Source organism: Streptomyces sp. NBC_00370 (assembly GCF_036084755.1).
Taxonomy (GTDB): Bacteria; Actinomycetota; Actinomycetes; order Streptomycetales; family Streptomycetaceae; genus Streptomyces.
This window is the reverse complement of record NZ_CP107968.1, coordinates 2,021,120-2,047,500: the sequence shown is the minus strand read 5'-3', so window position 1 is coordinate 2,047,500 and position 26,381 is coordinate 2,021,120. Positions and strand designations below refer to the sequence as shown.

Here is a 26,381-nt window from a genome sequence, read left to right as displayed (position 1 = left end):
CAACATTAAGTCTGAGACCTGATGCCGAGCCGATTGTGGTGAAGTGGATGATCCTATGCTGTCGAGAAAAGCCTCTAGCGAGTTTCATGGCGGCCCGTACCCTAAACCGACTCAGGTGGTCAGGTAGAGAATACCGAGGCGTTCGGGTGAACTATGGTTAAGGAACTCGGCAAAATGCCCCCGTAACTTCGGGAGAAGGGGGGCCATTCCTGGTGATCATCTTTACGGTGTGAGCTTGGGGTGGCCGCAGAGACCAGCGAGAAGCGACTGTTTACTAAAAACACAGGTCCGTGCGAAGCCGTAAGGCGATGTATACGGACTGACGCCTGCCCGGTGCTGGAACGTTAAGGGGACCGGTTAGTCACATTTCGGTGTGGCGAAGCTGAGAACTTAAGCGCCAGTAAACGGCGGTGGTAACTATAACCATCCTAAGGTAGCGAAATTCCTTGTCGGGTAAGTTCCGACCTGCACGAATGGCGTAACGACTTCTCGACTGTCTCAACCATAGGCCCGGTGAAATTGCACTACGAGTAAAGATGCTCGTTTCGCGCAGCAGGACGGAAAGACCCCGGGACCTTTACTACAGTTTGATATTGGTGTTCGGTTCGGCTTGTGTAGGATAGGTGGGAGACTGTGAAGCTTGGACGCCAGTTCAGGTGGAGTCGTCGTTGAAATACCACTCTGGTCGTGCTGGATGTCTAACCTGGGTCCGTGATCCGGATCAGGGACAGTGTCTGATGGGTAGTTTAACTGGGGCGGTTGCCTCCTAAAGAGTAACGGAGGCGCCCAAAGGTTCCCTCAGCCTGGTTGGTAATCAGGTGTTGAGTGTAAGTGCACAAGGGAGCTTGACTGTGAGACCGACGGGTCGAGCAGGGACGAAAGTCGGGACTAGTGATCCGGCGGTGGCTTGTGGAAGCGCCGTCGCTCAACGGATAAAAGGTACCCCGGGGATAACAGGCTGATCTTCCCCAAGAGTCCATATCGACGGGATGGTTTGGCACCTCGATGTCGGCTCGTCGCATCCTGGGGCTGGAGTCGGTCCCAAGGGTTGGGCTGTTCGCCCATTAAAGCGGTACGCGAGCTGGGTTTAGAACGTCGTGAGACAGTTCGGTCCCTATCCGCTGTGCGCGTAGGAGTCTTGAGAAGGGCTGTCCCTAGTACGAGAGGACCGGGACGGACGAACCTCTGGTGTGCCAGTTGTCCTGCCAAGGGCATGGCTGGTTGGCTACGTTCGGGAGGGATAACCGCTGAAAGCATCTAAGCGGGAAGCCTGCTTCGAGATGAGGACTCCCACCCCCTTGAGGGGTTAAGGCTCCCAGTAGACGACTGGGTTGATAGGCCAGATGTGGAAGACCGGTAACGGTTGGAGCTGACTGGTACTAATAGGCCGAGGGCTTGTCCTCAGTTGCTCGCGTCCACTGTGTGGTTCCCGGGTTGCGAACAGTTTCGCACCGGTTGAACCAGTATGTACTCAATTGAAGAGTGTGCTTGTTCGCTAGAGACCCGATAGGGTTTCGGTGGTCATAGCGTGAGGGAAACGCCCGGTTACATTTCGAACCCGGAAGCTAAGCCTCATTGCGCCGATGGTACTGCAGGGGGGACCCTGTGGGAGAGTAGGACGCCGCCGAACAATCTTTGAAGGGCCCGTGGTCCAGCGTTCAACGCTGGGCTACGGGCCCTTTTTTGTTTTTTCCTTTTCTGCATGATGCGCACCCGAAAGCCGGTTGCGCGAGAATGACTGCGTCACCCGAAGACAGGAGCTCAACCCATGTCCCCCAACTCCTCCGACGATCGTCCCGACCGCGAGCAGCCTCGTCGGGACAACAGTGGTGACCGGGGCGGGTTCCGTGGGGGCCGTGACGACCGTGGTGGCCGCCCGAGTGGCCCGCGTCGTGACGACCGCCCCAGTAGTCCTCGGCGTGACGACCGTGGTCGTGACGATCGCGGTGGCCGGCCCACCAACAGCGGTGGCAGCGGCGGCGGTTTCGCGCGTCGTGACGACCGTCCCAGCGGGCCGCGGCGTAGTGACGACCGGCGCGACGACCGTCCCTCCTTCCGTCGTGACGACCGCGGCGACCGTCCCAGCGGTCCGCGCCGTGACGACGACCGTGGTGGACGCCCCAGTACAGGTGGCCGTCCCAGCACCGGAGGCCGTCCCACCAGCGGTGGGCGTCCGACCGGCGGTGGCCGCCCCACCGGTGGCGGTCGTCCGACGAGCGGTGGACGTCCGACCGGCGGTCGTGACGATCGCGGCGGCCGTCCCACCAGCGGTGGCGGCGGCTACGGGCGTCGTGACGACCGGCCGAGCGGTCCGCGCCGCGAGGACGACCGTGGTGGACGCCCCAGCACAGGCGGACGTCCGAGCACGGGTGGGCGTCCCAGCAGTGGCGGTCGTCCGACCGGCGGTCGTGACGATCGCGGCGGCCGTCCCACGACCAGCGGTGGTGGCGGTTACGGCCGGCGGGACGACCGTGACCGTGGCGGATACCGCGGGCGTGACGACAACCGGCGCGACGACAGCCGTGGTGGCGGCTACACCCGCCGTGACGACCGTGAGCGGGACAGGGAGCCGATCAAGCGGCTGCCGATTCCCGACGAGGTCACCGGGTTCGAGATCGACAAGAGCGTCCGGCAGGAGCTGATGAGCCTGCCGAAGACCCTCGCCGACGACGTCGCCAGGAACCTCGTCATGGTCGCCCAGCTCATCGACGACGACCCGGAGCAGGCCTACGCCTACTCGCGTATCGCCCTGCGGCTCGCCTCCCGTGTCTCCGCCGTACGCGAGGCCGCAGGCTTCGCCGCGTACGCGACGCAGAAGTACGGTGAGGCGCTGGCCGAGTTCAGGGCTTCGCGTCGGATGACCGGCGGCGTGGACCTGTGGCCCGTCATGGCGGACTGCGAGCGCGGCCTCGGCCGCCCCGAGCGTGCGATGGCGATGGCCGGCGAGCCCGAGGTGCGGAAGCTCGACAAGGCGGGGCAGGTCGAGATGCGGCTGGTCGCCGCCGGCGCCCGCAGGGACATGGGGCAGATCGACGCCGCCATCGTGACCCTGGAGAGCCCGGAGTTGGGGTCCAGCGCCATTCATCCGTGGACCTCGCGGCTCCGTTACGCGTACGCCGACGCGCTGCTGTCGGCCGGGCGTGAGGACGAGGCGCGCGAGTGGTTCGCCAAGACGATCGAGGCCGACAAGGACGGGGCGACGGACGCGTCCGACCGCCTCGCCGAGCTGGACGGGATCGAGTTCGTCGACGCCGAGGCGGCCGACGACGAAGACGACGACCAGGACGACAGCGACGACGTGGCCGACGACAAGAAGTGACGAAGTGACCGTGTAGTCCGACGAGAGGGCGGCGTCGGAATCCCGAACAGGGTTCCGGCGCCGCCCTTTTGCGTTGCCCCGCAGAAGCCGCACTCAGCTCGGCGTGAGGCTCCTCATCACCAGGCCCGTCGCCGGCTTCGGGCCGAACGACGTCGATTTGCGCGGCATCGTGACGCCCTGGCGGGCCAAGTCCCGTACGACGTCCTCGCGTACCGGATGCAGCAGCACGGCCGTCGATCCGTTGCGCTCGGCGTGCTCGACCGCGGCGTCGGTCTCGTGGATGTACGCGATGTGTTCGCGGTCGTCCGGGATCCGCAGAATGTGGTCGAGCAGCGTGCTGTGCAGCACCGTCGCGTCCAACTCCCGCCAGGCCGCGGGGCGGTCGGCCGGGATCGTCCGGGCCAGCAGTCCGGGGTCCGGGCGGTCGACCAGATGGAAACGGCCGTCCCCGGCGAGCAGGAACGCGGTTCCTTTTTCGGTGGCCGCGCCGAGGGCGTCCAGGGCGTCCGGGAGCGGGCCCTCGATCGTGCGGACACGGAAGGCGCCGTCGAGGGCGTCGATCGCGCGGGCCACCGGTATGCCGTGCAGCAGCCGGTGGATGGCCCGTACCCGCAGCGGATAGCGGTTGGTGTCGACGAGCAGGACCAGTCCGTAGCTCCACGGTCCGCCGGCCGCGTGCTCCGTACGCAGCCGGAGGTACGTCGCCCACCGGTGGTGGCCGTCCGCGATCAGTGCCTGATGGCTGCCCAGGTCCGCGGCGATCGCGGCGAGTTCGGCGGGATCGGTGACGGACCACAGCCGGTGGCTGAAGCCGTCCTCGGTGGTGGTGGCGAGCAGCGGGGTCCGGCCGGCCGTGCGCTCGATGACCGCCGCCGTGCCGGTCGTACCGTCGTCGCCGCCGGGGTAGGTCAGCAGCAGCGGTTCCAGGTTGGTCGCCGTCGTACGCATCAGGGCCGCGCGGTCCGCCACGATGTCGGGCATCACGTCCTCGTGCGGCAGCACGATGCCGTCCGCCGGTTCGGAGAGGGCCAGCGCGCCGATGACGCCGCGCTGCAACACCTCGTCCCTGCGCTGCTCGTAGACGTAGAGCGCGGGTTCGGGGTCCGGGGCGATGACGCCCTCGCTCCGCCAGCGCGCCAAGGTCTCCGCGGCCTGCCGGTGGCGCTCGTCGGCTGTCGGGGCCTGCGGCAGGATGAGCCGGACGATGTTGTGGGGATCCGCCGATTCGAGATGCTGCAGTCCGTCCGGCCTGATGACGACGTCGTACGGCGGTGACGTCACGGCGGCGAGGCTGCCGACCAGTTCGGGGACGTATCGCAGGCCGCGGAAGGGGAGCAGCCGCAGTCCGTCGGGCGCCGCACCTGTCGTCTTCATCTGTGCATGGTATGTGGGATGCGGCTATGAGCGATGATCTGGGGGATGGTCCCGAGCGAGGAGCGGAAGACGGATGAGTCAGCAGGGCAGGTCCAGGCCGGGCAGCAGTGGCGAAGCGCTGGACAAGACGTACGACACGGCTCTGCTCGATCTTGACGGTGTGGTGTACGCGGGCGGTTCCGCCATCGCGCATGCCGTCGAAGCGCTCGGCACGGCGCGGGACGCGGGGATGCGTCTGGCGTACGTGACGAACAACGCGCTGCGGACGCCGGACGCCGTCGCCGGGCATCTGACGGAGCTGGGGGTGCCGGCCGAGGCGGCCGATGTGATCACGTCGGCGCAGGCGGTGGCGCGGCTGATCGCCGAGCAAGTGCCCGCAGGGGCCAGGGTGCTGGTCATCGGCGGGGAGGGGCTGCGGGTCGCGCTGCGCGAGCGCGGGCTTGAACCGGTGGAGTCGGCGGACGACGATCCCGCCGCGGTCGCCCAGGGGTACGGCGGGCCCGACCTCGCCTGGGGCAGGTTCGCCGAGGCCGGGTACGCGGTGTCCCGGGGCGTGCCGTGGTTCGCTTCGAACACGGACCTGACGATTCCGAGCGGGCGCGGCATCGCGCCGGGCAACGGGGCGGCCGTCGAGGTCGTACGGATCGCGACCGGCGCCGAACCGCAGGTCGCGGGCAAGCCGTTGCCGCCGATGCACCGGGAGACGATCCTGCGGACCGGCGCGAAGCACGCCCTGGTCGTGGGGGACCGGCTGGACACGGACATCGAGGGCGCGTTCAACGGCGAGGTGGACTCGCTGCTGGTGCTGACCGGAGTGACGGACGCCGCGCATCTCCTGGCCGCCGAGCCCAAGCACCGGCCGACGTACGTGGACGCGGATCTGCGCGGACTGCTGACCGGGCAGCCCGAAGTGACGGACACCGACGGCGGCTTCGGCTGCGGCGGGTGGACGGCGTCCGTGCGCGACGACGCGTTCGTCCTCGACGGGGACGGCGCCGCGCTGGACGGGCTGCGTGCGCTGTGCGCCGCTGCCTGGACGCAGGCCGGGGAAGGCTCCTGCACGCTCGACGCGGGGAAGGTGCTGGCGAAGCTGGGTCTCTGAGCGGTACGGCGCTGAGGGGCGTCGGCAAGGGCTCTGAGCAGGCACGCAGCCCCCCTCGAAGGGCGGCTGTCAGGGTAGGCTAGCCTAACTTGCGTGTTGGTCGACCGTCCCTCCGAACAGCGCGCGGAGCCCCTGCCCGCAGCGCCGCCCGCGCGCCGCACCCTGCGCGCCGCCGGGTTGCTGCTCGCTCTCTGCGTGCTGCTCCTGGTGTGTGTCGCGAGCATCGCCGTCGGCGCGAAGTCGATTTCGCCCGCCGACGTGTGGCACGGGCTGTTCCACGCGTCGGGCACCGACAACGACGTGATCGTCACCGACGTACGGCTGCCGCGCACCGTCCTCGGGCTGCTCGTCGGCGCCGCCCTCGGGCTGGCCGGCGCCGTGATGCAGGCACTCACCCGCAACCCGCTCGCCGAGCCGGGGCTGCTGGGTGTCAACGCCGGTGCCTCGGCGGCCGTCGTCTCCGCGATCAGCTTCCTCGGCGTCACCTCACTGACCGGGTACGTGTGGTTCGCCTTCGCCGGCGCCGCCGTCGTGTCCGTGGCGGTCTACGTCCTCGGTGGCAGCCGTGGCGCCACCCCCGTACGGCTCGCGCTCGCCGGTACGGCGGCGAGCGCCGCGCTGTTCGGCTATGTCAACGCCGTCCAGCTGCTGGACTCGGCCGCGCTCGACCGGCTGCGGTTCTGGACGGTCGGCTCGCTCGCCTCCGCCGACATGTCGACCGTCGGCAAGGTGTGGCCGTTCATCGCGGCCGGTGTGCTGCTCGCGCTGCTGATCGCCCGCCCGCTGAACGCGATGGAGATGGGCGACGACACGGCGCGCTCCCTGGGCGCGCGGCTGACCCGTACGCGCGTGCTCGCGATGCTCTCCGTCACCCTGCTGTGCGGGGCCGCGACCGCGGCGTGCGGGCCGATCGTCTTCATCGGGCTGATGGTGCCCCATCTCGTCCGTACCGTCACGGGCCCGGACATGCGCTGGATCCTGCCGTACGCGGCGGTGCTCGCGCCGGTGCTGCTGCTCGGCTCCGACGTGCTGGGCAGGGTCGTGGCCCGGCCTTCGGAACTGCAGGTCGGCATCGTCACCGCGCTGATCGGCGGGCCCGTCTTCGTCCAACTCGTCCGCCGCAAGAGGATGGCCCAGCTGTGAGCGCGCCGACACGGGTGATCCGTACGCCCGGTGGACTGTCCGTACGGTTCGACGGCCGCTCCGGTCTCGTCCTGCTCGTGCTGACGGTGGCGGCGCTCGCCGTCGGGGTCGTCCTGATCGGCAGCGGCGACTTCGCGATGTCGCCGGGCGACGTCGTGGCCACCCTGTTCGGGAAGGGCACGGTCTCGCAGGAGTTCATCGTCCGTGACCTGCGGCTGCCCCGGGTGCTGGTGGGGCTGCTGGTGGGCGGGGCGCTCGGGATCGGCGGGGCCGTTTTCCAGTCCGTCAGCCGCAACCCGCTCGGCAGCCCCGACGTGATCGGCTTCGGCCAGGGCGCGACCGTCGGCGCCCTCGGGGTGATCGTGATCTTCCACGGCGGCGCCGCTGCCGTCTCGGCGGGTGCGCTGGCCGGCGGGCTGCTGACCGGCGCCGGTATCTACCTGCTGGCCTGGAAGCGCGGCGTGCACGGCTACCGTCTCGTCCTCGTCGGTGTCGGCGTCGCCGCGATGCTCACGGCCGTCAACTACTACCTGATCACCAAGGCCGACCTGAACGACGCGACGCGGGCCGTGCTGTGGATGACCGGCACGCTCGACGGCCGTGACTGGACGCAGGTCTGGCCGCTGCTGGCCCTCTGCGCCGTGCTCGCGCCGCCGGTCGTCGGATACGCCAGGCCGCTGCGGGTGATGGAGATGGGCGACGACGCGGCGTACGCGCTCGGCATACCGGTCGAGCGGGTACGGGTGCTGCTGATGGGGGCGGCGGCGCTGCTCGTGGCGGCGGCGACCGCCGCGGCCGGTCCGATCGCCTTCGTCTCGCTCAGCGCGCCCCAGCTCGCCCGCCGGCTGACCCGGGCGCCGGGCCCCAACCTCGCCGCCTCCGCCCTCATGGGCGCCGTACTGCTGCTGGCCGCCGACTGGGTCGCCACCAACGCGTTCGGCGACCGTGAGCTGCCGGTCGGGGTGGTCACGGGGGTGCTCGGCGGCTGCTACCTGCTCTGGTTGCTGGTCACCGAACGCAAGGCGGGACGCATATGAGAGCGGGACGCATATGAGAAGCGGGACGCATATGACTGATCCGACGGCTCCGGCGGACCCGACAACGCCCCCGATCGCAAAGGCTTCCCCCATGCAGCGCCTCACCGCGGAATCGGTGACCCTCGGCTACGACCGGCGGATCATCGCCCGTGATCTGTCCGTGGAGATACCCGACCACTCCTTCACCGTGGTCGTAGGACCGAACGCCTGCGGCAAGTCGACATTGCTGCGTGCGCTCTCCCGGATGCTCAAACCGGCCGAGGGGCGGGTGCTCCTCGACGGCGCCGCCATTCACTCGCTGCCGGCCAAGAAGGTCGCCAGGACCCTCGGTCTGCTGCCGCAGTCGTCCGTCGCGCCCGACGGCATCACCGCCGCCGACCTGGTCGCCCGTGGCCGCTATCCGCACCAGGGGCTGCTGCGGCAGTGGTCGCCCGACGACGAGCGGACCGTCCAGGAGTCGATGGCGGCCACCCGTATCGAGGATCTCGCCGATCGCTATGTCGACGAATTGTCCGGCGGGCAGCGCCAGCGGGTCTGGATCGCGATGGCCCTCGCCCAGCAGACGCCGCTGCTGCTCCTCGACGAACCCACCACCTTCCTCGACATCCAGCACCAGATCGAGGTGCTCGACCTCTGCGCCGAACTGCACGAGACCGGCGGGCGCACCCTCGTCGCCGTCCTGCACGACCTGAACCACGCCGCCCGCTACGCCACGCATCTCGTCGCCATGCGCGACGGGGCGGTCGTGGCGGAGGGGCCGCCGGCCGAGGTGGTCACAGCGCCGCTGGTGGAGCGGGTGTTCGGGCTGCGCTGTCAGGTCATCGAGGACCCCGAGACGGGCACCCCGCTGGTGGTGCCCGCGGGCCGCAAGGCCAGGAGCAGGGACGCCGTGCCGGCAGTCCCGGAGAAGTGACTAGAGGAGTGTTTTCAGCCGCAGCAGGTCCCGGAAGCCCGCCTCCAGTTTGACCCGTCCCGAACCCCAGGCCCGTACGAAGTTCAGCTCCCCGTCCACGAGCGCGACCAGGTCGTCGCCCGCCATGGCCAGCCGGATCTGCGCCTGGTCGCGCGGCGGACCCGGCAGGGTGTCGGCCACCTCGATCCGGCCGTCCGTCAGCCGCCCTGTGAAGGTGATGTCGAGGTCCGTGATGTGACAGCTGAGGGAACGGTCGAACCCGGCCGCGTCGCGAACCTTCCCGTTCGCGCCTGCCAAGTTGTCCGAGAGTTTGTCGAGTGCGCCACGGCACTCCTCCTTCGTCGCCATCGTGATCGACGGTACCCCACCCCTTCGGGGTAGCGTCTTGGCATGAGCGACTTGATGGCTGCGACGGCCGGCGGCGACGGCCCGCACGACCCTGAACCGCAGCCCCTGGGGGTGCCGCGGACCCCGACAGGCAACGCGGAGGTGGACGGCCAGCTGGCCCGCCTCGACGATGTGGACCACCTGCCCGCCGAGGGCCATGTCGAGGTGTACGAGGATGTGCACAGGGGCCTGCGCGACACCCTGACCGCGCTCGACGCGCGCCCGGCGCACCCGGGGCCCCCGGCGCCGGCGGCGTCGCCTTCGCCGGCCTCGTTCACGTACGACAACAGGAGCTGAACCGAACGTGGCAGGACTGGCACGCCGCCGTCTCGATGCCGAGCTGGTACGCCGCAACCTCGCCCGCTCACGCGAGCACGCGAGCCAGCTGATCGCCGCGGGCCGGGTCACCGTCGGCGGCAACACGGCCACCAAACCCGCGACCCAGGTCGAGACCAGCGCGGCCGTCGTCGTCACCGAGGACGACGGCGATCCCGACTACGTCTCACGCGGCGGCCACAAACTCGCCGGCGCCCTCGCGGCCTTCGAGCCGCTCGGCCTCGCCGTACGCGGCAGGCGCGCCCTCGACGCCGGCGCTTCCACGGGCGGCTTCACCGACGTACTGCTGCGGGCCGGCGTCGGACACGTCGTCGCCGTGGACGTCGGATACGGACAACTCGCCTGGTCGCTGCGGAGCGATGAACGGGTGACCGTCAAGGACCGTACGAACGTACGCGAGTTGACGCTCGACCTGATCGGGGGAGTGCCTGTGGAGGTAATCGTGGGGGATCTGTCGTTCATCCCGCTCGGCCTCGTGCTGCCCGCGCTGGTGCGCTGCGCGGCCGACGAGGCCGATCTGGTGCTGATGGTCAAACCGCAGTTCGAGGTGGGCAAGGAGCGCCTCGGCAGCGGCGGTGTCGTACGCAGCCCCGAACTGCGTGCCTCGACCGTGAAGAACGTGGCGGGGAAGGCCGCCGAACTCGGCCTCGGCGTACGGGGGGTCACGGCGAGCCCGCTGCCCGGCCCCTCGGGGAACGTCGAATACTTCCTGTGGCTCAGCGCCGGAGCGCCCGCACTCGATCCGGCGGACGTCGACCGTGCAGTGGCGGAGGGACCCCGTTGACCGTGAACGCAGACCGCACCGTATTCCTGCTGGCCCACACCGGAAGACCCGCGGCGATCCGCAGTGCCGAGCGGGTCGTCAACGGGCTGGTGCGCAACGGGCTGCGCGTGCGTGTCCTGGAGGCCGAGGCGGCCGATCTGCCGCTGTCGGGCTCCGTCGTGGAGACGGTCCCCGACGCGACCCCCGAGGCACTGGACGGCTGCGAGCTGCTGATCGTGCTCGGCGGCGACGGGACGCTGCTGCGCGGCGCCGCCTTCGCCCGCGCTTCGGGTGTCCCGATGCTGGGGGTCAACCTCGGCAGGGTCGGGTTTCTCGCCGAGGCCGAGCGCGACGACCTGGACCGGGTCGTGTACCGCGTCGTCACGCGCGCCTACGAGGTCGAGGAGCGGATGACGATCGACGTCGTCGTACGCGTCAACGGCGCCGTCGTGCACCGGGACTGGGCGCTCAACGAGGCGGCCGTGCAGAAGGTGTCCCCCGAGCGGATGCTGGAGGTCGTCCTGGAGATCGACGGCCGCCCCGTCACCGGCTTCGGCTGCGACGGCATCGTCTGCGCCACCCCCACCGGGTCGACGGCGTACGCGTTCTCGGCGGGCGGTCCGGTCGTCTGGCCCGACGTCGAGGCGCTGCTGATGGTCCCGATCAGCGCCCACGCCCTGTTCGCGAAGCCGCTGGTCACCTCCCCGACGACGGTGCTCGCCGTGGAGGTGCAGCAGGACACCCCGCAGGGCGTCCTGTGGTGCGACGGGCGCAGAACGGTCGAGCTGCCGCCGGGGGCCCGGGTCGAGGTACGGCGCGGAGCCGTCCCCGTACGGCTGGCGCGGCTGCACCACGCGTCCTTCACCGACCGGCTGGTGGCCAAGTTCGCACTGCCGGTTTCCGGCTGGCGCGGAGCCCCGAACTGACCCCGGGCGGGCGCCGCTCCCGCAGGTCGGAGCCGGTACGCCCGGTGCGGTGGCGCGGGTGCCCGGTCGATCGGGGGGTGGGGTCCGTCGCACAGGGGGGCTCGGACCTCGTATGGTCATGACCGTGTTGGAGGAGATGCGGATACGGTCGCTCGGAGTCATCGACGACGCTGTGGTGGAGCTGTCACCCGGCTTCACAGCGGTGACCGGTGAGACGGGCGCCGGCAAGACCATGGTCGTCACCAGCCTCGGGCTGCTGCTCGGCGGACGCGCCGATCCCACGCTCGTACGGATCGGCGCGAAGGCGGCGGTCGTCGAGGGGCGGATCACGCTGGCCGCCGGATCGGCCGCCGCGCTGCGCGCCGAGGAGGCGGGGGCCGAGCTGGAGGACGGCGCGCTGCTCGTCAGCAGGACCGTCTCGGCCGAGGGGCGCTCACGCGCGCACCTGGGCGGCCGCTCCGTGCCCGTCGGCATGCTGGCGGAGCTGGCGGACGACCTCGTCGCCGTACACGGCCAGACCGACCAGCAGGGCCTGCTGCGGCCCGCCCGGCAGCGCCAGGCCCTCGACCGGTACGCGGGCGACGCCGTCACCGGACCGCACGCGAAGTACTTGGCCGCCTACCGCAGGCTGCGGGCCGTCGTCGCCGAACTCGACGAGCTGACGACCCGCGCCAGGGAGCGCGCCCAGGAGGCCGACCTGCTGCGCTTCGGCCTCAACGAGATCGCCGCCGTCGAACCGCTGCCGGGGGAGGACGTCGAACTCGCCGCCGAGGCCGAGCGGCTCGGCAATGCGGAGGCGCTGGCGTCGGCCGCGGCCCTCGCGCACGGCGCGCTCGCCGGCGACCCCGAGGACCCGGAGGGCGTGGACGCCACCACGCTGGTGGGCGGCGCCGGCCGCGCGCTGGAGGCCGTACGCTCCCACGACCCGGCGCTCGCCGGGCTCGCGGAGCGGATGGGCGAGATCTCGATCCTGCTCTCGGACGTCGCCGGTGAACTCGCCAGCTACGCCGACAACCTCGACGCCGACCCGCTGCGGCTCGGCGCCGTGGAGGAGCGCCGTGCCGCGCTGACCGCGCTGACCCGCAAGTACGGCCAGGACATCGCGACCGTGCTGGCCTGGTCGCAGGAGAGCGCCGCCCGGCTGACCGAGCTGGAGGGCGACGACGACCGGATCGGCGAGCTGACCGTCGAGCGTGACGCGCTGCGTGCCGAACTGTCCGGGCTCGCCCAGGCACTCACCGACGCCCGTACGGAGGCGGCTGACCGCTTCGCCGAAGCGGTCACCACGGAACTGGCGTCGCTGGCCATGCCGCACGCCCGGGTCTCCTTCGACATCCGGCAGACCGAGGCGGCGGACGAGACGTCCGGCATCGAGGTCGGCGGGCGCGCCGTCACGTACGGCACGCACGGCGTGGACGAGGTCGAACTGCTCCTCGCACCGCACCCGGGCGCCCAGCCCCGGCCGATCGCCAAGGGCGCTTCGGGCGGTGAGCTGTCGCGCGTGATGCTCGCCGTCGAGGTGGTCTTCGCGGGGTCCGACCCGGTGCCGACGTATCTCTTCGACGAGGTCGACGCGGGCGTCGGCGGCAAGGCCGCCGTCGAGGTGGGCCGCAGGCTGGCGAAGCTCGCCAAGTCGGCGCAGGTGGTGGTCGTGACGCACCTGCCGCAGGTCGCCGCCTTCGCCGACCGGCAGTTGCTGGTGGAGAAGACCAACGACGGTTCGGTGACGCGTTCGGGCGTGACCGTCCTGGAGGGCGAGGACCGGGTGCGGGAGCTGTCCCGGATGCTGGCGGGCCAGGAGGACTCCGAGACGGCGCGGGCCCACGCGGAAGAACTCCTGGCGACGGCACGCGCCGACGCGTAATCTACGGAACCTTCACCCGGGTGAGTGATTCAACGGGCCGATATCGCGCTGGCGGACGCAAGAACGCCACCTCCTCGGTGCCGGAACGTGCGTACGGACTGGCATCCTTGACGGCAGACCCGCTGCGGCGGCAGCACCCCGCCCCCGATCCAGGAGCCTTGGCCACGTGACACAACTGCGTACGGTCCAGGTGCTGGGCGGAGGCAGTGCGGGCAGCAGCGCGCACGTCCGGTCGCTGACGGCGGGACTCGTCGCCCGGGGCGTGCGCGTGACGGTGTGTGCCCCCGCCGAACTGGACGACGCCTACGACTTCCGGGGCGCCGGAGCGCGGCACATCCCCGTGCCGCGCCGCGGTGACCCGGCGTCGGTCGCCGCGCTGCGGGCGGCCTGTGTCGGCGCCGACGTGGTGCACGCGCACGGACTGCACGCCGCCGTACGGACCGCCCTCGCCCTCGGCGGCCGGCGAGTGCCGCTCGTGGTGACCTGGCACACCCGCGCCCTCGACGAGGGGGCGCGCGGCCAGGTGCTGCGGCTGCTGGAGCGAAGAGCCGTACGGGCCGCGGCCGTTGTGCTGGGCACCTCGTCGGGCCTGGTCGACCGCGCGCGGGAACGCGGAGCCCGCGACGCCCGGCTCGCCCCGCTGGCCGTGCCCGCGCCCCGGACCGGCGCGGCGGGAGCCGAGAGCCCGGAACGTCCCGAGAGCAAGGCGCGCGCCGAACTGGGCGCGGTGGAGCGCCCGTTGGTGATGGCGGTCGGAAGTCTCGTGCCGCACCACGGCTATGACGTCCTGCTGGACGCGACCACCACCTGGGGCGCGCTCGACCCGGCGCCGCTGCTCGTGGTGGCGGGCGAGGGCCGGGAGCGCGCCAAGCTGCAACAGCGCATCGAGGACGACGAGTTGCCGGTCCAGCTGATCGGCAGGCGCGACGACATCAGCGACCTGCTCGCCGTCGCCGACGTGGCCGTACTGCCCAGCCGCTGGGAGGCACGGTCCGTCCTCGCCCAAGAGGCGCTGCGGCTGGGGGTGCCGCTGGTCGCCACGGCGGTCGGCGGGGTGCCCGAACTCGTGGGCGAGGCAGCGGAACTCGTCCCGTACGGAAACGCGGCGGCGCTCTCCCGCGCGGTGCTGCGCCTGCTGGCCGACCCGGCGCGCCGCCACGAACTGGCCCTGGCGGGCCGGGCGCAGGCGGCCACGTGGCCGACGGAGGACGACACGATCGCCCAGGTCCTGAGCGTCTACGACGAGTTGACGCAGCCCTGGTCGTTCGCCTGACGATTCGCCGTCCGGCGCGGTTCTTGGTTGCGGGTCTGGGTTGCTGTCCGTGCCGGGTGTCGTTCCGGGGTCGTGTCCTGCGCTGCATGATTTACGGCGCGTACTCCCGTGACGCGGAGCCACCGCCGAGATGCGCCACAAATCACGCTCTACGCTCCGGACACCACCCCTGCACGACCCCCTTCAGCCCCCGGCTGGCACGGCACCGCTTGCCCGCGGTGACGCGGGCGGTGTGGGCGACCGCCTACGGGAGGGGGCCGGGGCCGGAGGAGGGGGGTGTCCGGACGTAAAGCGAAGGAGCTCATGCGACAAGCAGTCCGGACACCCCCCTCCGCAGGACCCGGACACCGCCACCGGACAGCGAGACCGCAACCAAGACCCGCACCCCCCGCCGGACGGCGACACCGCGGGGGCTATGGCGTATGGCGGCGGGCCCTCAGTGCCAGGCTCAGGGCCAGGACCGTCTGCGGGTCGTCCAGGTCCGTGCCGAGCAGTTCCGCGATCCTCGCCAGCCGGTTGTACAGCGTCTGCCGGTTCAGGCGCAGTTCGCGCGCCGTCTCCGCCTTGCGTCCCGCGTGCGCCAGGTAGGTCTCCAGCGTCGGCAGCAGCGCCGGGCGCGACGACCGGTCGTGGGCGCGCAGCGGGCCGATCGCGCGGTCCACGAAGGCCGCCAGGTCGGGGTGTTCGCGCAGTCGCCACAGCAGCAGGTCGATGTCCAGGCGGCGGGCGTCGTACCACGGGCGGTCCGGCAGGCCCTGGGCCGCGGCGGCCGTCTCACCGGCGTGCCGCAGGCCCGCGCCGGCCACCGCCCAGCCGCCGGGTACGCCCACGACGACGACCGGCGGCCGCATGCCACCGCGTTCGAGGCCGGCCCGTGCCACGCCCGCCCTCAGCGCGACGGCGACCCGGTCGGCGACGGCGGTACGTTCCGACTCCTGGCGCAGCCCCAGCAGCAGCGGTACCCGCCCCTCCACCGGGCGCACACCGAGCAGGACCGGCACGCCCACCGACGCCAGCTCCTCCAGCACCGCACGGGCCAGCACGGCCCAGTTGCCGGACGGTACGGGCTCGGCCGCCAGCCGCATCACGACCGGCAGCAACGGCCCTTCGCCGGGCCGGAAACCGAGCACCTTCGCCTGCGCGGGGGCGTCCGCGTACCCGACGCGGCCCTCCGCGAGATCGGTGAGGAAGTCACCACGGCCGCGCGCCGCCAGCTCGTCCTCCTGGCGGGCCTGCATCAGGACGACCGCCAGGAGCCCCGCCGCGCGTTCCGCCGCCATCCGGTGCACCGGCAGCGGCGGTCCTGCCACGGCGGGCAGCACCAGCCGGGCCCGTACGCCGCCGGCGCCCTGGCCGCCGCCCGCCACGTCCACCAGCACGGTGTCCGCGGGCGGTCCCGCTGCGCGGGCCGTGCGCTGGCCGCGCAGCCCCTCCCACACCTGGAGCGGATCGACCCGCAGCGGCTCCGCGCCGGCCGGTGTCTCGCCGGCGCCCGCCGCGTACAGCAGCCGCCCGTCGGCGGTTTCGAGGAAGACCGGGTTGCCGGCGAAGTCGGCGAGGATGCGCAGCACCTGAGGCGCGCCGCCGCCGTCGAGCAGTGCCTCCGTGCACCGCCGGTGCACCTCGTCGGCCTGCCGCAGCAGCGCGTAGTGCCCGTTGACGATCTCGGTGTGCACCTCCTCGGTCACCGAGACGAAGGCCACCTCGCGGCGCAGCTGCACCAGCGGCAGCCCGGCGGCCGTCGCCGCCTCCACCAGCGCGGCGGGCAGCCGGTCGAACCTGGACCCCAGCTCCACCACCAGCGCGGCGATGCCGCGCTCGGCCAGCCTGTGGACGAAGGCGCGCTGCTCGGCGGGCCGGGTGCCGAGGCCGAGCCCCGTGGTCAGCAGCAGCTCGCCGCCCTTGAGCAGCGACGCGATGTTCGGGACCTCGCCGGCATGCACCCAGCGGACCCGGCGCTCCAGCCGGTCCCCGCAGGCCACGACCTCCGGCAGCCCACTGCGCAACCCCGGCAGCTCAAGCGCTCGCCGCACGGTGATTCCGCCCTGTTCGTCCATAGGGCCGGAGGCTACCGGGCGCGCCGCGCGGCGCGCCGGACCAGGTAGGGGACGGTCAGATGGTGGACCGGCGCGGCGGCGGCCCACAACAGCCCACCGGGCCGCCGCTCGAAGCGCACCAAGGTGACCCACACCACACGGCTGTCCTCGACAAGGATGATGTTGCGCGCGTCGATCAGCCCCGAGCGCGCCCCCAGGGTGACCGTGTCGGGCCCGGCGTCCGAGACCGCCCAGCCGAGGACATGGCCGGGCGAAGGGCGTGGCCCGAGCCGCAGCCCGAGCCCCAGACGCCAGCCCCGCAGCAGGACCCACCGCAGGAGCCGGGGAGCGTCCTCGAAGACGGCCCGCGCCCAGCTCTCGGGTGCGCGTGACGGGGCGCCGGAGGAGGCCAGTTCGAACGCCGACGCGTAGTCGAACGCCGCGAACCCGGCCTCCCGCGTGATCCGGCGCGGCACCTCGATCCGGTGCACGCGCGGATCACCCGCCGGACCGCCCACGGCCTCAGCCGCCGTACGCGCCCGAAGCCGTCAGCCGCAGCGCCGTGTCGATCAGCGGCACATGGCTGAAGGCCTGCGGGAAGTTCCCGACCTGGCGCTGCAGGCGCGGGTCCCACTCCTCGGCCAGCAGGCCCAGGTCGTTGCGCAGGGTCAGCAGCTTCTCGAAGAGCTTGCGGGCCTCGTCGACCCGGCCGATCATCGCGAGATCGTCCGCCAGCCAGAACGAACAGGCCAGGAAGGCGCCTTCGTCGCCCTCAAGACCGTCCAGGCCCGCCTCGTCGCCCGCGGTGGGGTAGCGCATCACGAAGCCGTCCACCGTCGACAGCTCGCGCTGGATCGCCTCGATCGTGCCGATGACGCGCTTGTCGTCGGGCGGCAGGAAGCCCATCTGCGGGATCAGCAGCAGGGACGCGTCCAGCTCCTTGGAGCCGTACGACTGCGTGAAGGTGTTGCGTTCCTTGTCGTAACCCTTTTCACACACGTCGTGGTGGATGTCGTCCCGCAGGTCCCGCCAGCGCTCCAGCGGCCCGTCGGCGTCGCCCGACTCGATCAGCTTGATCGTCCGGTCCACGGCGACCCACGCCATGACCTTGGAGTGCACGAAGTGCCTGCGCGGGCCGCGCACCTCCCAGATGCCCTCGTCGGGCTGGTCCCAGTGCTTCTCCAGGTAGCGGATCAGCTTGAGCTGGAGAAGAGATGCGTAGTCGTTACGGGCGAGTCCCGTCATGTGCGCCAGATGCAGCGCCTCGGTCACCTCTCCGTACACGTCCAGCTGCAGCTGGTGCGCCGCGCCGTTGCCGACCCGGACGGGGCCCGAACTCTCGTAGCCCGGCAGCCAGTCCAGCTCCGCCTCGCCCAGCTCACGCTCGCCGGCGATGCCGTACATGATCTGCAGGTTCTCCGGGTCGCCCGCGACGGCCCGCAGCAGCCACTCGCGCCAGGCGCGCGCCTCCTCGCGGTAGCCGGTGCGCAGCAGTGAGGAGAGCGTGATCGCGGCGTCCCGCAGCCAGGTGTAGCGGTAGTCCCAGTTCCGTACGCCGCCGATCTCCTCCGGCAGGGACGTCGTCGGCGCGGCGACGATGCCGCCCGTCGGGGCGTACGTCAGCGCCTTGAGCGTGATCAGCGAACGGACGACGGCTTCCCGGTAGGGGCCGTGGTACGTGCACTGCTCGACCCACTCGCGCCAGAAGTCGGTCGTCGCCTCCAGCGAGCCCTCGGGGTCGGGCAGCGCGGGCGGCGTGCGGTGCGAGGGCTGCCAGCTGATCGTGAAGGCGATCCGGTCGCCCGGCGCCACCGTGAAGTCGGAGTAGGTGGTGAGGTCCTTGCCGTAGGTCTCCGCCTCGGTGTCCAGCCATACGGAGTCGGGTCCCGCGACGGCCACCGTGCGGTTGTCGACCTTGTGCACCCAGGGCGTCACCCGCCCGTAGCTGAAGCGCATCCGCAGCGTGGAGCGCATCGGCACCCGGCCGCTTATGCCTTCCACGATGCGGATGACCTGCGGGGCTCCGTCACGCGGCGGCATGAAATCCGTCACGCGTACGGAACCGCGCGGCGTGTCCCATTCCGATTCCAGGACCAGCGAGTCCCCGACGTAGCGGCGGCGCGCGGCGCGCGGCGGGTTGGCACCCGCCGGATACGCCGGCCCGAGCCGCCAGAAACCGTGTTCGTCGGTCCCCAGAAGGGCCGCGAAGACGGCGTGCGAGTCGAAGCGGGGCAGGCACAGCCAGTCGACTGTGCCGTCCCGGCAGACCAGGGCAGCGGTCTGCATGTCTCCGATGAGTGCGTAATCCTCGATGCGCCCGGCCACGTGCATCTCCAGTCGAACGGCCACGTTCGCCCCGCGGGGCGCTTACTGCGACAAAAAGGGTCGTTGACGAGCTGTTTGTTCCGGGAATACGGGCGGGGTGATGCCTTTTCCGGCCTGACTCGGCAGCGAGTGTCCGAGCAGCTTACGACGCACCTCGTAGTTCCGCGCCACGCTCCCGGCAACATGAGGCCGCCGAACGGGTGAGCCAGGGGTGAGCAGGGGTACGGATAGGGACAGACGCGGCGACGCGTGGCCGGAAGCGGCCTCCCTTTGTCGCTGATACCCTGGTAGCCCGTGGACCGGTGGTCTCCCTGCGACGCAAAAGGGGCCCCGAACCCGCAGCGACGGCAGCCCCCGCACCTCCGGCAAGGACGGCGCGCGGAAGCGGCCGGTACGCACTCCAGACCGCGACCACGGGAGCCCCCTCTTGGCCATGCCGAACCGATCCTCGACATCCTCGACGACCAAGCACATCTTCGTCACCGGGGGTGTCGCATCCTCCCTCGGCAAGGGCCTGACCGCCTCCAGCCTGGGTGCGCTGCTCAAGGCGCGTGGGCTGCGGGTCACGATGCAGAAGCTCGACCCCTACCTCAACGTCGACCCGGGCACGATGAACCCGTTCCAGCACGGTGAGGTGTTCGTCACCAACGACGGCGCCGAGACCGACCTGGACGTCGGCCACTACGAGCGTTTCCTGGACGTGGACCTCGACGGCGCGGCCAACGTCACCACGGGGCAGGTCTACTCCACGGTGATCGCCAAGGAGCGGCGCGGCGAGTACCTGGGCGACACGGTCCAGGTCATCCCGCACATCACCAACGAGATCAAGCACCGCATCCGCCGGATGGCCACCGACGACGTCGACGTCGTCATCACCGAGGTCGGCGGCACCGTCGGCGACATCGAGTCCCAGCCGTTCTTGGAGACCGTGCGTCAGGTACGCCACGAGGTGGGCCGTGACAACGTCTTCGTCGTACACATCTCGCTCCTCCCGTACATCGGCCCGTCCGGCGAGCTGAAGACCAAGCCGACCCAGCACTCGGTCGCGGCGCTGCGCAGCATCGGCATCCAGCCCGACGCGATCGTGCTGCGCGCCGACCGCGAGGTGCCGCTCTCGATCAAGCGCAAGATCTCGCTGATGTGCGACGTCGACGAGGACGCGGTGGTCGCGGCGATCGACGCCAAGTCGATCTACGACATCCCGAAGGTGCTGCACACCGAGGGACTTGACGCGTACGTCGTGCGCAAGCTCGACCTGCCGTTCAGGGACGTCGACTGGACGGTCTGGGACGATCTGCTGGACCGCGTCCACAACCCCGACCACGAGGTCACGGTCGCGCTCGTCGGCAAGTACATCGACCTGCCGGACGCCTACCTGTCGGTGACCGAGGCGCTGCGCGCCGGCGGCTTCGCCAACAAGGCGCGGGTGAACGTCAAATGGGTCACGTCCGACGACTGCAAGACCCAGGCGGGCGCCGCGAGGCAGCTCGAAGGGGTCGACGGGGTGCTGATCCCCGGCGGCTTCGGCGACCGCGGCGTGACGGGCAAGATCGGCGCGATCCAGTACGCGCGCGAGAACCTGATCCCGCTGCTCGGCATCTGTCTCGGCCTGCAGTGCATCGTGATCGAGGCGGCGCGCAACCTCGCGGAGATCCCCGAGGCGAACTCGACGGAGTTCGACGCGGGCACCGCCCATCCGGTGATCTCCACGATGGAGGAGCAGCTGGCGTACGTGGAAGGCGCGGGCGACCTCGGCGGCACGATGCGGCTGGGCCTCTACCCGGCGAAGCTCGCCGAGGGCTCGCTGGTGCGCGCGGCGTACGCGGACGAGCCGTACGTGGAGGAGCGCCACCGGCACCGCTACGAGGTGAACAACGCGTACCGGGCCGAGCTGGAGAAGAAGGCGGGCCTGGTCTTCTCGGGCACGTCGCCGGACAACAAGCTCGTCGAGTACGTCGAGTACCCGCGCGCCGTGCACCCGTACCTGGTCTCCACCCAGGCCCACCCGGAGCTGCGCTCCCGGCCGACCCGGCCGCACCCGCTGTTCGCGGGGCTGGTCAAGGCGGCGGTGGAGCGCCAGCAGGGCGCGAAGGGTGACGCGTCCGGCGCCGACGCGTCCGGTACGGACGGCGCGGGCAGCTAGGTCCTGTCCGGTCACGGCCGGACGATACGGTGGCAGCCGGGGTACGGGCCCTTCAGGGCCGGTGCCCCGGTTTTTCCGTTGTCGCGTGGCCGCTGTGTGGGAGGACGCTTTCATGACCATCAAGGATGCCCCCGAGGAATGGCGCGTCACCGAGACCGGGACGCCGTTCCGCGGCAACAAGACCAGCGTCCGCACGGACCACGTGGTCATGCCGGACGGTTCCGTCGCGACGCGCGACTACCAGGTCCACCCCGGGTCGGTGGCGATCCTCGCGTACGACGACGCGGGCCGGGTCGTCGTACTGCGCCAGTACCGCCACCCCGTACGGCACAAGCTGTGGGAGATCCCGGCCGGGCTGCTCGACGTACCGGGCGAGAACCCGCTGCACGCGGCGCAGCGCGAGCTGTACGAGGAGGCGCACATCAAGGCGGGGGAGTGGCGGGTACTCGCCGACATCTACACCTCGCCCGGCGGCTCCGACGAGGCGGTCCGCGTCTTCCTCGCCCGCGACCTCTCGGAGGCGGACGGCGACCGCTTCGAGGTCGCTGAGGAGGAGGCGGACATGGAGGTCGCGCGGGTGGAGCTGGCCGACCTCGTCCGGGGCGTGCTCGCGGGCGAGCTGCACAACAGCTGCCTGGTGACGGGCGTCCTGGCGCTGTCGGCCGCACTGGCGGGCGAGGGCCTGGACGCGCTGCGGGCGCCGGAGGCGCCGTGGCCGGCGCGGCCGTTCGAGTCCTGACCTGAGTTCGGTCCGACCGATCTGGCCCTGATCCGACAAAATGCTGATCCGATCGGGGGACGTACCGGCCGCGCTCGCACCGACCCGTCGCAGAGAGTGAACTAGGCTCGATCCGCCCGCGCGGATACCCGCCGGGCTCGGCTCGTGCGCAGGCGGACGGAGCGTGGCCCGTGACGGATCAGGCGGTGGACGTGAACGACCAAAACGGCCCACAAGCCCAGCGCCCGACCACGCCTGACACCCCGTCCCCCAAACCCCGCCGCCGCGGCCGCAAGGCCCCCTCCGAGCCGGCCGCGCCGCCGACCCGGTCGGAGGAGTCGCCCTCCGTCTCGGCGGCGCAGATCGGCTCGGAGCCGGGAGCGGAGCAGGAGCCGCCCGCCGCGCCGGAGTCGGCGGCTGCCCAGGAGCGTCGTGTCTCGGCCGGCCGTGAGCGGCCTGTGGTACCGGGGCCGCAGGCTGCGGAGCCGCAAGGGGCCCAGGGAACGCCCGTGCCCGATGAGCATGCTGCCGGCGAGCGGTCGCCTGGCCAGGAGGAACCCGCCGCCACTCAGTCGGCGGCTGCGCAGGAGCGTCCAAGGGCCCAAGGGACGCCCGCCCGCGACGCGCATACCGCTCCGGAGCCCCGGGCCGAACAGGCGCTGCCTGTTGTGTCCGCCGGCGCGGAGCAGCTTGCCGGTGAACCGCACGTCGCTCCGGAGCCTCGGGCCGAACAGGCGCGGCCCGGTGTGCCTGAGCCGCTTGGCGTCGGCGGGACGCCAACTGCCGCGCCGTCCGTCGCGTCCCAGCCACTGGCTGTTCCCGAGCCGCCTGCGGCTCCGCAGCCGCGAGCGGAGGAAGGGCCGCCCGGCGGCCCGGAGGTGGCGGCGGACCAAGAGCCGTCCGTCGTGCACGAGCCGTCGGTCGTTCCGGAGTCCCGGGTCGAGCGTGCGGCCTCTGCGGCGCCCGAGCCGCACGCGGCTTCGGAGTCGGGTGTTGCCCAGGAATCCCCGGGCGCTCCGGCGCCGCGGGCCGAGGTGCCTGAGCCGAGTGCGTGCGACGAGCCGCCCGTTGCTCGGGCGCCTGCCGCCGGACAGGAGTCGCGCGATGGCCGGCAGCCCTCCGGGGCCTCGGCGGCGACCGCCGCTCCCGCCGCGTTCTTCGGGCGTGAGCGCGAACTCCGTGCCTTGCGGGGGGATGCCGAGCGGGCCGGGCTCAATACGCTTTCCGGGCGTAAGGAGCCTCGTGCGCGGGTGCTGCTCATCGCCGGGCGTGGCGGGACCGGGCGTACCGCGTTGGCTGGGGAAGTCGCACGGCGGTTCGCCGCCGGGTATCCGGACGGCGTCGTGCGCGTGCGGCTCACCGAGGCCGGTGGGGACGCCGTGCCTACCGAGGGGTCCGCGCGGGAGATCCTCGGCGTGCTCGGCGTGGACGCGCCGCCCGGGGCCGGTGGTGACGAGCTGTCCGGGATGGTGCGCGACGCGCTCGCCGGGCGCCGGGTGCTGCTCGTCCTGGACGACGCCGTGGACGCCGAGCAGGTCGATCCGCTCGTGCCGGACAACCCCGACTGTCTCGTGCTCGCCGTCTCCCAGGGCCCGCTCACCGGTATCCCCGACGTCCGCCCGTGCACCCTCGGCGGCATGGACGCCAAGGCCGCCGTCGAACTGCTGGCCCGGTTCGCGGGTGCCGTACGGATCACCGTCGATCCGCAGGCCGCCGAGTCGCTGGCCGAGGAGTGCGGCGGGCTGCCGGCCGCGCTGGTGCTCGCCGGCGGCTGGCTGGCCGCACGGCCCACCGCTTCCGTCGCCGATCTCGCCGGGCGGCTGCGCGCGCTGCCGCTCGACACCGAGCGGCCCGAGGGTGACCGGCCGCTGGCCCGTGCCTTCCGGCTCGTGTACGAGACGCTGCCGCCGCCCACGGCCCGGATGCTGCGGCTCCTCGCGCTCGCCCCCGCGGGCATCGCGGACGCGCACACCCTCTCCGCGCTGACCGGCTGTTCCGTGCCGGCGGCCGCCAAGGCGCTGGACGACTTCGTCGCCCTCGGGCTGCTCGGCCCGACCGTCGAGGGCCTGGCGGCGGGCCTGCAGGGCGCCGGGCTCCAGTACGAGGTGCCCGGCTGCCTCGTACCGCTGCTGCGGGAGCGCGTCGCCGAGCAGGACAGGCCCGCCGAGATCCAGCTGGCCCGCGCGCGGATGCTGGAGCGGACCGTACGGCTGCTCCAGTCCTGCCGGGCCGTCACCGACCCCGAGGGCTCCCCGGCGCGCAAGAAGCTCGCGGGGCTGCCCCGGGCGCTGCGCTTCCCGAGCGCCGCCGTGGCGGCCGGCTGGCTCCGCACCCGGCAGCCCGCGCTGCTGGCCGCCGCGCGTGTCGCCGTCGCCGACGGCGAGCTGGACACGCTGGCCCGCCGGCTGGTCGCCGCGCTCGTACGGGCGCTGGCGACCCATCGCGGCACCGAGGCGGCGGCGCCCGAGCTGTACGGGCTGCACCAGCTCGTCCTGGACGTCGCCGAGCGGCGCGAGCTGCACCGCGAGAAGGCCGCCGCCCTGCTGAACATCGGCGACCTGGACGCCCGTACCGGCCGCACGGCCGACGCGCTGGTGCGCTACCGCGCCGCGCTCGACGCCGGAAGGGCGGCCAGCGACCTCTACGCGACCGGCCGCGCGATGGAATCCGTAGGCGGTGCCTACCAGGACCTCCAGGACTGGCAGCGGGCCGCCGACTGGTACGGCAGGGCGCTGTCCCAGCGCATCGGCAGGGGCGAGCGCGCCGACGAGGCGCGGCTGTACGGCCGGCTCGGCGCCGTCCACGCCTACGCGGGCGAGTACGACGACGCGCTGCGCGACTGGCGCGCTGCGGCGGCCGGCTTCCGGCGGCTGGGCGATCTGCCGGGCCTGGCACGGGCGTTGAGCGAGACGGCCCGGGTACTCGAATACGCGGGCCGCCCCCAGGAGTCGCTGCGCGTCTGCGAGGACGCCGCCGCTGTCGCACGCCAGGCCGGTGACGTACGGCTCCAGGCGGCGCTCCAGCTCCGTCTCGCGGACACCCTGGAGCGGCTCGGCGACCCCACGGCTGCGGGGCTGCACCGCGCCGCAGCCGACCGTTTGCTGGCGGAACCGCCGACAGATCACGAGTCCGCCTACGAAATCCGTAGCGGTTCCGGGAAAGATTAAAGCTTTGCAAGGCTAGACAGCTGGAAGTCCTTCATTAGACTGGCTCCGCCGCGTGTTTCTGTGGCGACTCCCGGAGCGCCCCGCGCTGCCCGGGTATGTATGGAATTACCCCGGTAATCCCCTGAGCCCCTGAGTCAAGGACCGTGATCCACGTGCTGGTCGGCATCCCCCGCGAGGTCAAGAACAACGAGTTCCGGGTGGCCATCACCCCCGGCGGTGTGCACGAGCTGGTGCGCCACGGTCATCAGGTCGTCATCGAGCGTGACGCCGGCGCCGGATCCTCGATCACCGACGACGAGTTCAGCGCGGCGGGCGCCCGCGTCCTGGCCACGGCCGACGAGGTCTGGGCCGCCGCCGACCTGCTGCTCAAGGTCAAGGAGCCGGTTCCCGAGGAGTACCACCGACTGCGCAAGGGCCAGACGCTCTTCACGTATCTGCACCTCGCGGCCTCCCGCGCCTGCACCGACGCCCTGCTGGACTCCGGCACCACCGCCATCGCCTACGAGACGGTCGAGACCGCCCATCGCGCGCTGCCGCTGCTCGCCCCGATGTCCGAGGTGGCCGGCCGGCTCGCCCCGCAGGTCGGCGCGTACCACCTGATGCGCTCGGCCGGCGGCCGCGGGGTGCTGCCCGGCGGGGTCCCCGGCACGGCGCCCGGCCGCGCCGTCGTCATCGGCGGCGGTGTCTCCGGGTGGAACGCCACCCAGATCGCCGTCGGCATGGGCTTCCACGTGACCTTGCTCGACAAGGACATCAACAAGCTCCGCGAGGCCGACAAGGTCTTCGGCACGAAGGTCCAGACCATCGTCTCCAACGCGTACGAACTGGAGCGCGCGGTGGTCGGCGCGGACCTCGTCGTCGGCGCCGTACTCATCCCCGGCGCGAAGGCGCCGAAGCTCGTCACCAACGCGCTCGTGGCCAAGATGAAGCCCGGGAGTGTACTTGTCGACATTGCAATCGATCAGGGTGGTTGCTTCGAGGATTCGCACCCGACGACGCACGCCGAACCGACCTTCCAGGTGCACGACTCGGTCTTCTACTGCGTGGCCAACATGCCGGGCGCCGTGCCCAACACCTCCACCTACGCGCTGACCAACGCGACGCTGCCCTACATCGTGGAGCTGGCGAACCGCGGCTGGGTCGAGGCGCTGCGCCGCGACCCGGCACTCGCCAAGGGCCTCAACACCCACGACGGCCAGGTGGTTTACCGTGAGGTGGCAGAGGCGCACGGCCTGGACAACGTGGAGTTGAGCGCCCTTCTCGGCTGACGCGTCAACGCCGTCGTCAACATCGCGCCAACGGCCGGATCTTGCTCGGCGAGGTCCGGCCGGGTGTCTGTCGGGACACATTCGGACCCTCGGTCAACTCGCCTCGTACGTAACACTTCGACCGATTCGCGCACCCGGGAAACCCGTGCGCCATGCCTTGGTGAGAGGCCCGTGCGCCCTTGACAGAGAGGTGTTCGGTTGCCGACACATCGGGCCGGGTCCGGCGGATTGTGTTGCTGCGGACCGGTGACACGCCATAGAGTCGCCCATCGTCGGCATGGTGCCAC

20 protein-coding genes and 2 rRNA genes (1 of these 22 cut by a window edge) are annotated in these 26,381 nt (G+C 71.5%); 17 read left to right on the top strand and 5 right to left on the bottom strand.

The window, feature by feature from the left end; genetic code table 11:
- From OHS57_RS08820 to OHS57_RS08805, 4 genes are all read left to right on the top strand, one after another.
- Positions 1-1,403 (top strand): 23S ribosomal RNA (locus OHS57_RS08820); it begins 1,720 nt to the left of the window's first position.
- 110 nt (positions 1,404-1,513) lie between these two features.
- Positions 1,514-1,630: ribosomal RNA gene (gene rrf, locus OHS57_RS08815) — 5S ribosomal RNA — on the top strand.
- Between the two features lie 226 nt (positions 1,631-1,856).
- The gene (locus OHS57_RS08810) at positions 1,857-2,642 is read left to right on the top strand and encodes a hypothetical protein (RefSeq protein WP_328585258.1); all 786 of its coding nucleotides are present in this window, start codon (positions 1,857-1,859) and stop codon (positions 2,640-2,642) included.
- Positions 2,582-3,319 carry a tetratricopeptide repeat protein gene (locus OHS57_RS08805; RefSeq protein ID WP_328585026.1) on the top strand — a complete coding sequence of 246 codons (738 nt, stop codon included), beginning with the start codon at positions 2,582-2,584 and terminating at the stop codon, positions 3,317-3,319. The genes OHS57_RS08810 and OHS57_RS08805 overlap by 61 nt, the downstream gene beginning before the upstream one ends.
- Positions 3,320-3,412: 93 nt before the next feature.
- Here OHS57_RS08805 and OHS57_RS08800 read toward each other — a convergent pair whose 3' ends face one another.
- Complete coding sequence (locus OHS57_RS08800) at positions 3,413-4,693, bottom strand: DUF1015 domain-containing protein (protein ID WP_041991127.1); 1,281 nt, start codon at positions 4,691-4,693, stop codon at positions 3,413-3,415.
- Between the two features lie 73 nt (positions 4,694-4,766).
- On the opposite strand from OHS57_RS08800, the gene OHS57_RS08795 reads away from it, so the two are divergent.
- The 4 genes from OHS57_RS08795 (at position 4,767) to OHS57_RS08780 (ending at position 8,888) form a co-directional block, all read left to right on the top strand.
- The gene (locus tag OHS57_RS08795) at positions 4,767-5,795 is read left to right on the top strand and encodes an HAD hydrolase-like protein (RefSeq protein ID WP_041991128.1); all 1,029 of its coding nucleotides are present in this window, start codon (positions 4,767-4,769) and stop codon (positions 5,793-5,795) included.
- Positions 5,796-5,927: 132 nt separating this feature from the next.
- A complete protein-coding gene (locus OHS57_RS08790; protein WP_041996741.1) occupies positions 5,928-6,938 on the top strand; it encodes a FecCD family ABC transporter permease in 1,011 nt (336 codons plus the stop codon).
- Positions 6,935-7,975: a FecCD family ABC transporter permease gene (locus tag OHS57_RS08785; RefSeq protein WP_328581568.1), complete on the top strand. Its 1,041-nt coding sequence runs from the start codon at positions 6,935-6,937 to the stop codon at positions 7,973-7,975. The genes OHS57_RS08790 and OHS57_RS08785 overlap by 4 nt, the downstream gene beginning before the upstream one ends.
- Before the next feature lie 91 nt (positions 7,976-8,066).
- On the top strand, positions 8,067-8,888 hold the full coding sequence (locus OHS57_RS08780; protein ID WP_328581567.1) for an ABC transporter ATP-binding protein: 822 nt from the start codon (positions 8,067-8,069) through the stop codon (positions 8,886-8,888).
- Here OHS57_RS08780 and OHS57_RS08775 read toward each other — a convergent pair whose 3' ends face one another.
- Complete coding sequence (locus OHS57_RS08775) at positions 8,889-9,236, bottom strand: SCP2 sterol-binding domain-containing protein (protein WP_041991136.1); 348 nt, start codon at positions 9,234-9,236, stop codon at positions 8,889-8,891.
- A 42-nt stretch (positions 9,237-9,278) separates the two neighbouring features.
- Between OHS57_RS08775 and OHS57_RS08770 the strand changes: the two genes are divergently transcribed.
- The 5 genes from OHS57_RS08770 to OHS57_RS08750 all read left to right on the top strand — a co-directional run bounded on the left by OHS57_RS08770 (position 9,279) and on the right by OHS57_RS08750 (position 14,437).
- Positions 9,279-9,572 carry a hypothetical protein gene (locus OHS57_RS08770; RefSeq protein WP_041991138.1) on the top strand — a complete coding sequence of 98 codons (294 nt, stop codon included), beginning with the start codon at positions 9,279-9,281 and terminating at the stop codon, positions 9,570-9,572.
- A 7-nt stretch (positions 9,573-9,579) separates the two neighbouring features.
- Positions 9,580-10,395 carry a TlyA family RNA methyltransferase gene (locus OHS57_RS08765; RefSeq protein WP_041991140.1) on the top strand — a complete coding sequence of 272 codons (816 nt, stop codon included), beginning with the start codon at positions 9,580-9,582 and terminating at the stop codon, positions 10,393-10,395.
- Positions 10,392-11,300, top strand: a complete 909-nt coding sequence (locus tag OHS57_RS08760; RefSeq protein WP_041991141.1) for an NAD kinase — start codon at positions 10,392-10,394, stop codon at positions 11,298-11,300. The genes OHS57_RS08765 and OHS57_RS08760 overlap by 4 nt, the downstream gene beginning before the upstream one ends.
- 112 nt (positions 11,301-11,412) lie before the next feature.
- Positions 11,413-13,164, top strand: coding sequence for a DNA repair protein RecN (gene recN, locus OHS57_RS08755; RefSeq protein WP_041991144.1), 1,752 nt, complete (start codon positions 11,413-11,415; stop codon positions 13,162-13,164).
- Positions 13,165-13,330: 166 nt separating this feature from the next.
- Positions 13,331-14,437: a glycosyltransferase family 4 protein gene (locus OHS57_RS08750; RefSeq protein WP_328581566.1), complete on the top strand. Its 1,107-nt coding sequence runs from the start codon at positions 13,331-13,333 to the stop codon at positions 14,435-14,437.
- A gap of 413 nt (positions 14,438-14,850) precedes the next feature.
- Here the strand turns inward: OHS57_RS08750 and OHS57_RS08745 are convergent, their stop codons facing one another.
- Genes OHS57_RS08745 through OHS57_RS08735 form a run of 3 tightly spaced genes read right to left on the bottom strand, consistent with a single transcriptional unit; the run spans position 14,851 to position 18,804 of the window.
- The gene (locus OHS57_RS08745) at positions 14,851-16,494 is read right to left on the bottom strand and encodes a PucR family transcriptional regulator (protein ID WP_328581565.1); all 1,644 of its coding nucleotides are present in this window, start codon (positions 16,492-16,494) and stop codon (positions 14,851-14,853) included.
- 11 nt (positions 16,495-16,505) lie between these two features.
- Complete coding sequence (locus OHS57_RS08740; RefSeq protein ID WP_328581564.1) at positions 16,506-16,964, bottom strand: DUF2867 domain-containing protein; 459 nt, start codon at positions 16,962-16,964, stop codon at positions 16,506-16,508.
- 31 nt (positions 16,965-16,995) lie between these two features.
- A complete protein-coding gene (locus OHS57_RS08735; protein WP_041991147.1) occupies positions 16,996-18,804 on the bottom strand; it encodes a glycoside hydrolase family 15 protein in 1,809 nt (602 codons plus the stop codon).
- Positions 18,805-19,231: 427 nt separating this feature from the next.
- Between OHS57_RS08735 and OHS57_RS08730 the strand changes: the two genes are divergently transcribed.
- The 4 genes from OHS57_RS08730 to ald all read left to right on the top strand — a co-directional run bounded on the left by OHS57_RS08730 (position 19,232) and on the right by ald (position 26,094).
- Positions 19,232-20,941, top strand: coding sequence for a CTP synthase (locus OHS57_RS08730; protein WP_041991149.1), 1,710 nt, complete (start codon positions 19,232-19,234; stop codon positions 20,939-20,941).
- A gap of 112 nt (positions 20,942-21,053) precedes the next feature.
- Entirely contained in the window at positions 21,054-21,680 is a 627-nt protein-coding gene (locus tag OHS57_RS08725) for an NUDIX hydrolase (protein WP_328581563.1), read from the top strand.
- A 1,013-nt stretch (positions 21,681-22,693) separates the two neighbouring features.
- Positions 22,694-24,826, top strand: coding sequence for a tetratricopeptide repeat protein (locus OHS57_RS08720; protein WP_328585025.1), 2,133 nt, complete (start codon positions 22,694-22,696; stop codon positions 24,824-24,826).
- A gap of 152 nt (positions 24,827-24,978) precedes the next feature.
- A complete protein-coding gene (gene ald, locus OHS57_RS08715; protein ID WP_041996747.1) occupies positions 24,979-26,094 on the top strand; it encodes an alanine dehydrogenase in 1,116 nt (371 codons plus the stop codon).
- Positions 26,095-26,381 lie beyond the last annotated feature (287 nt).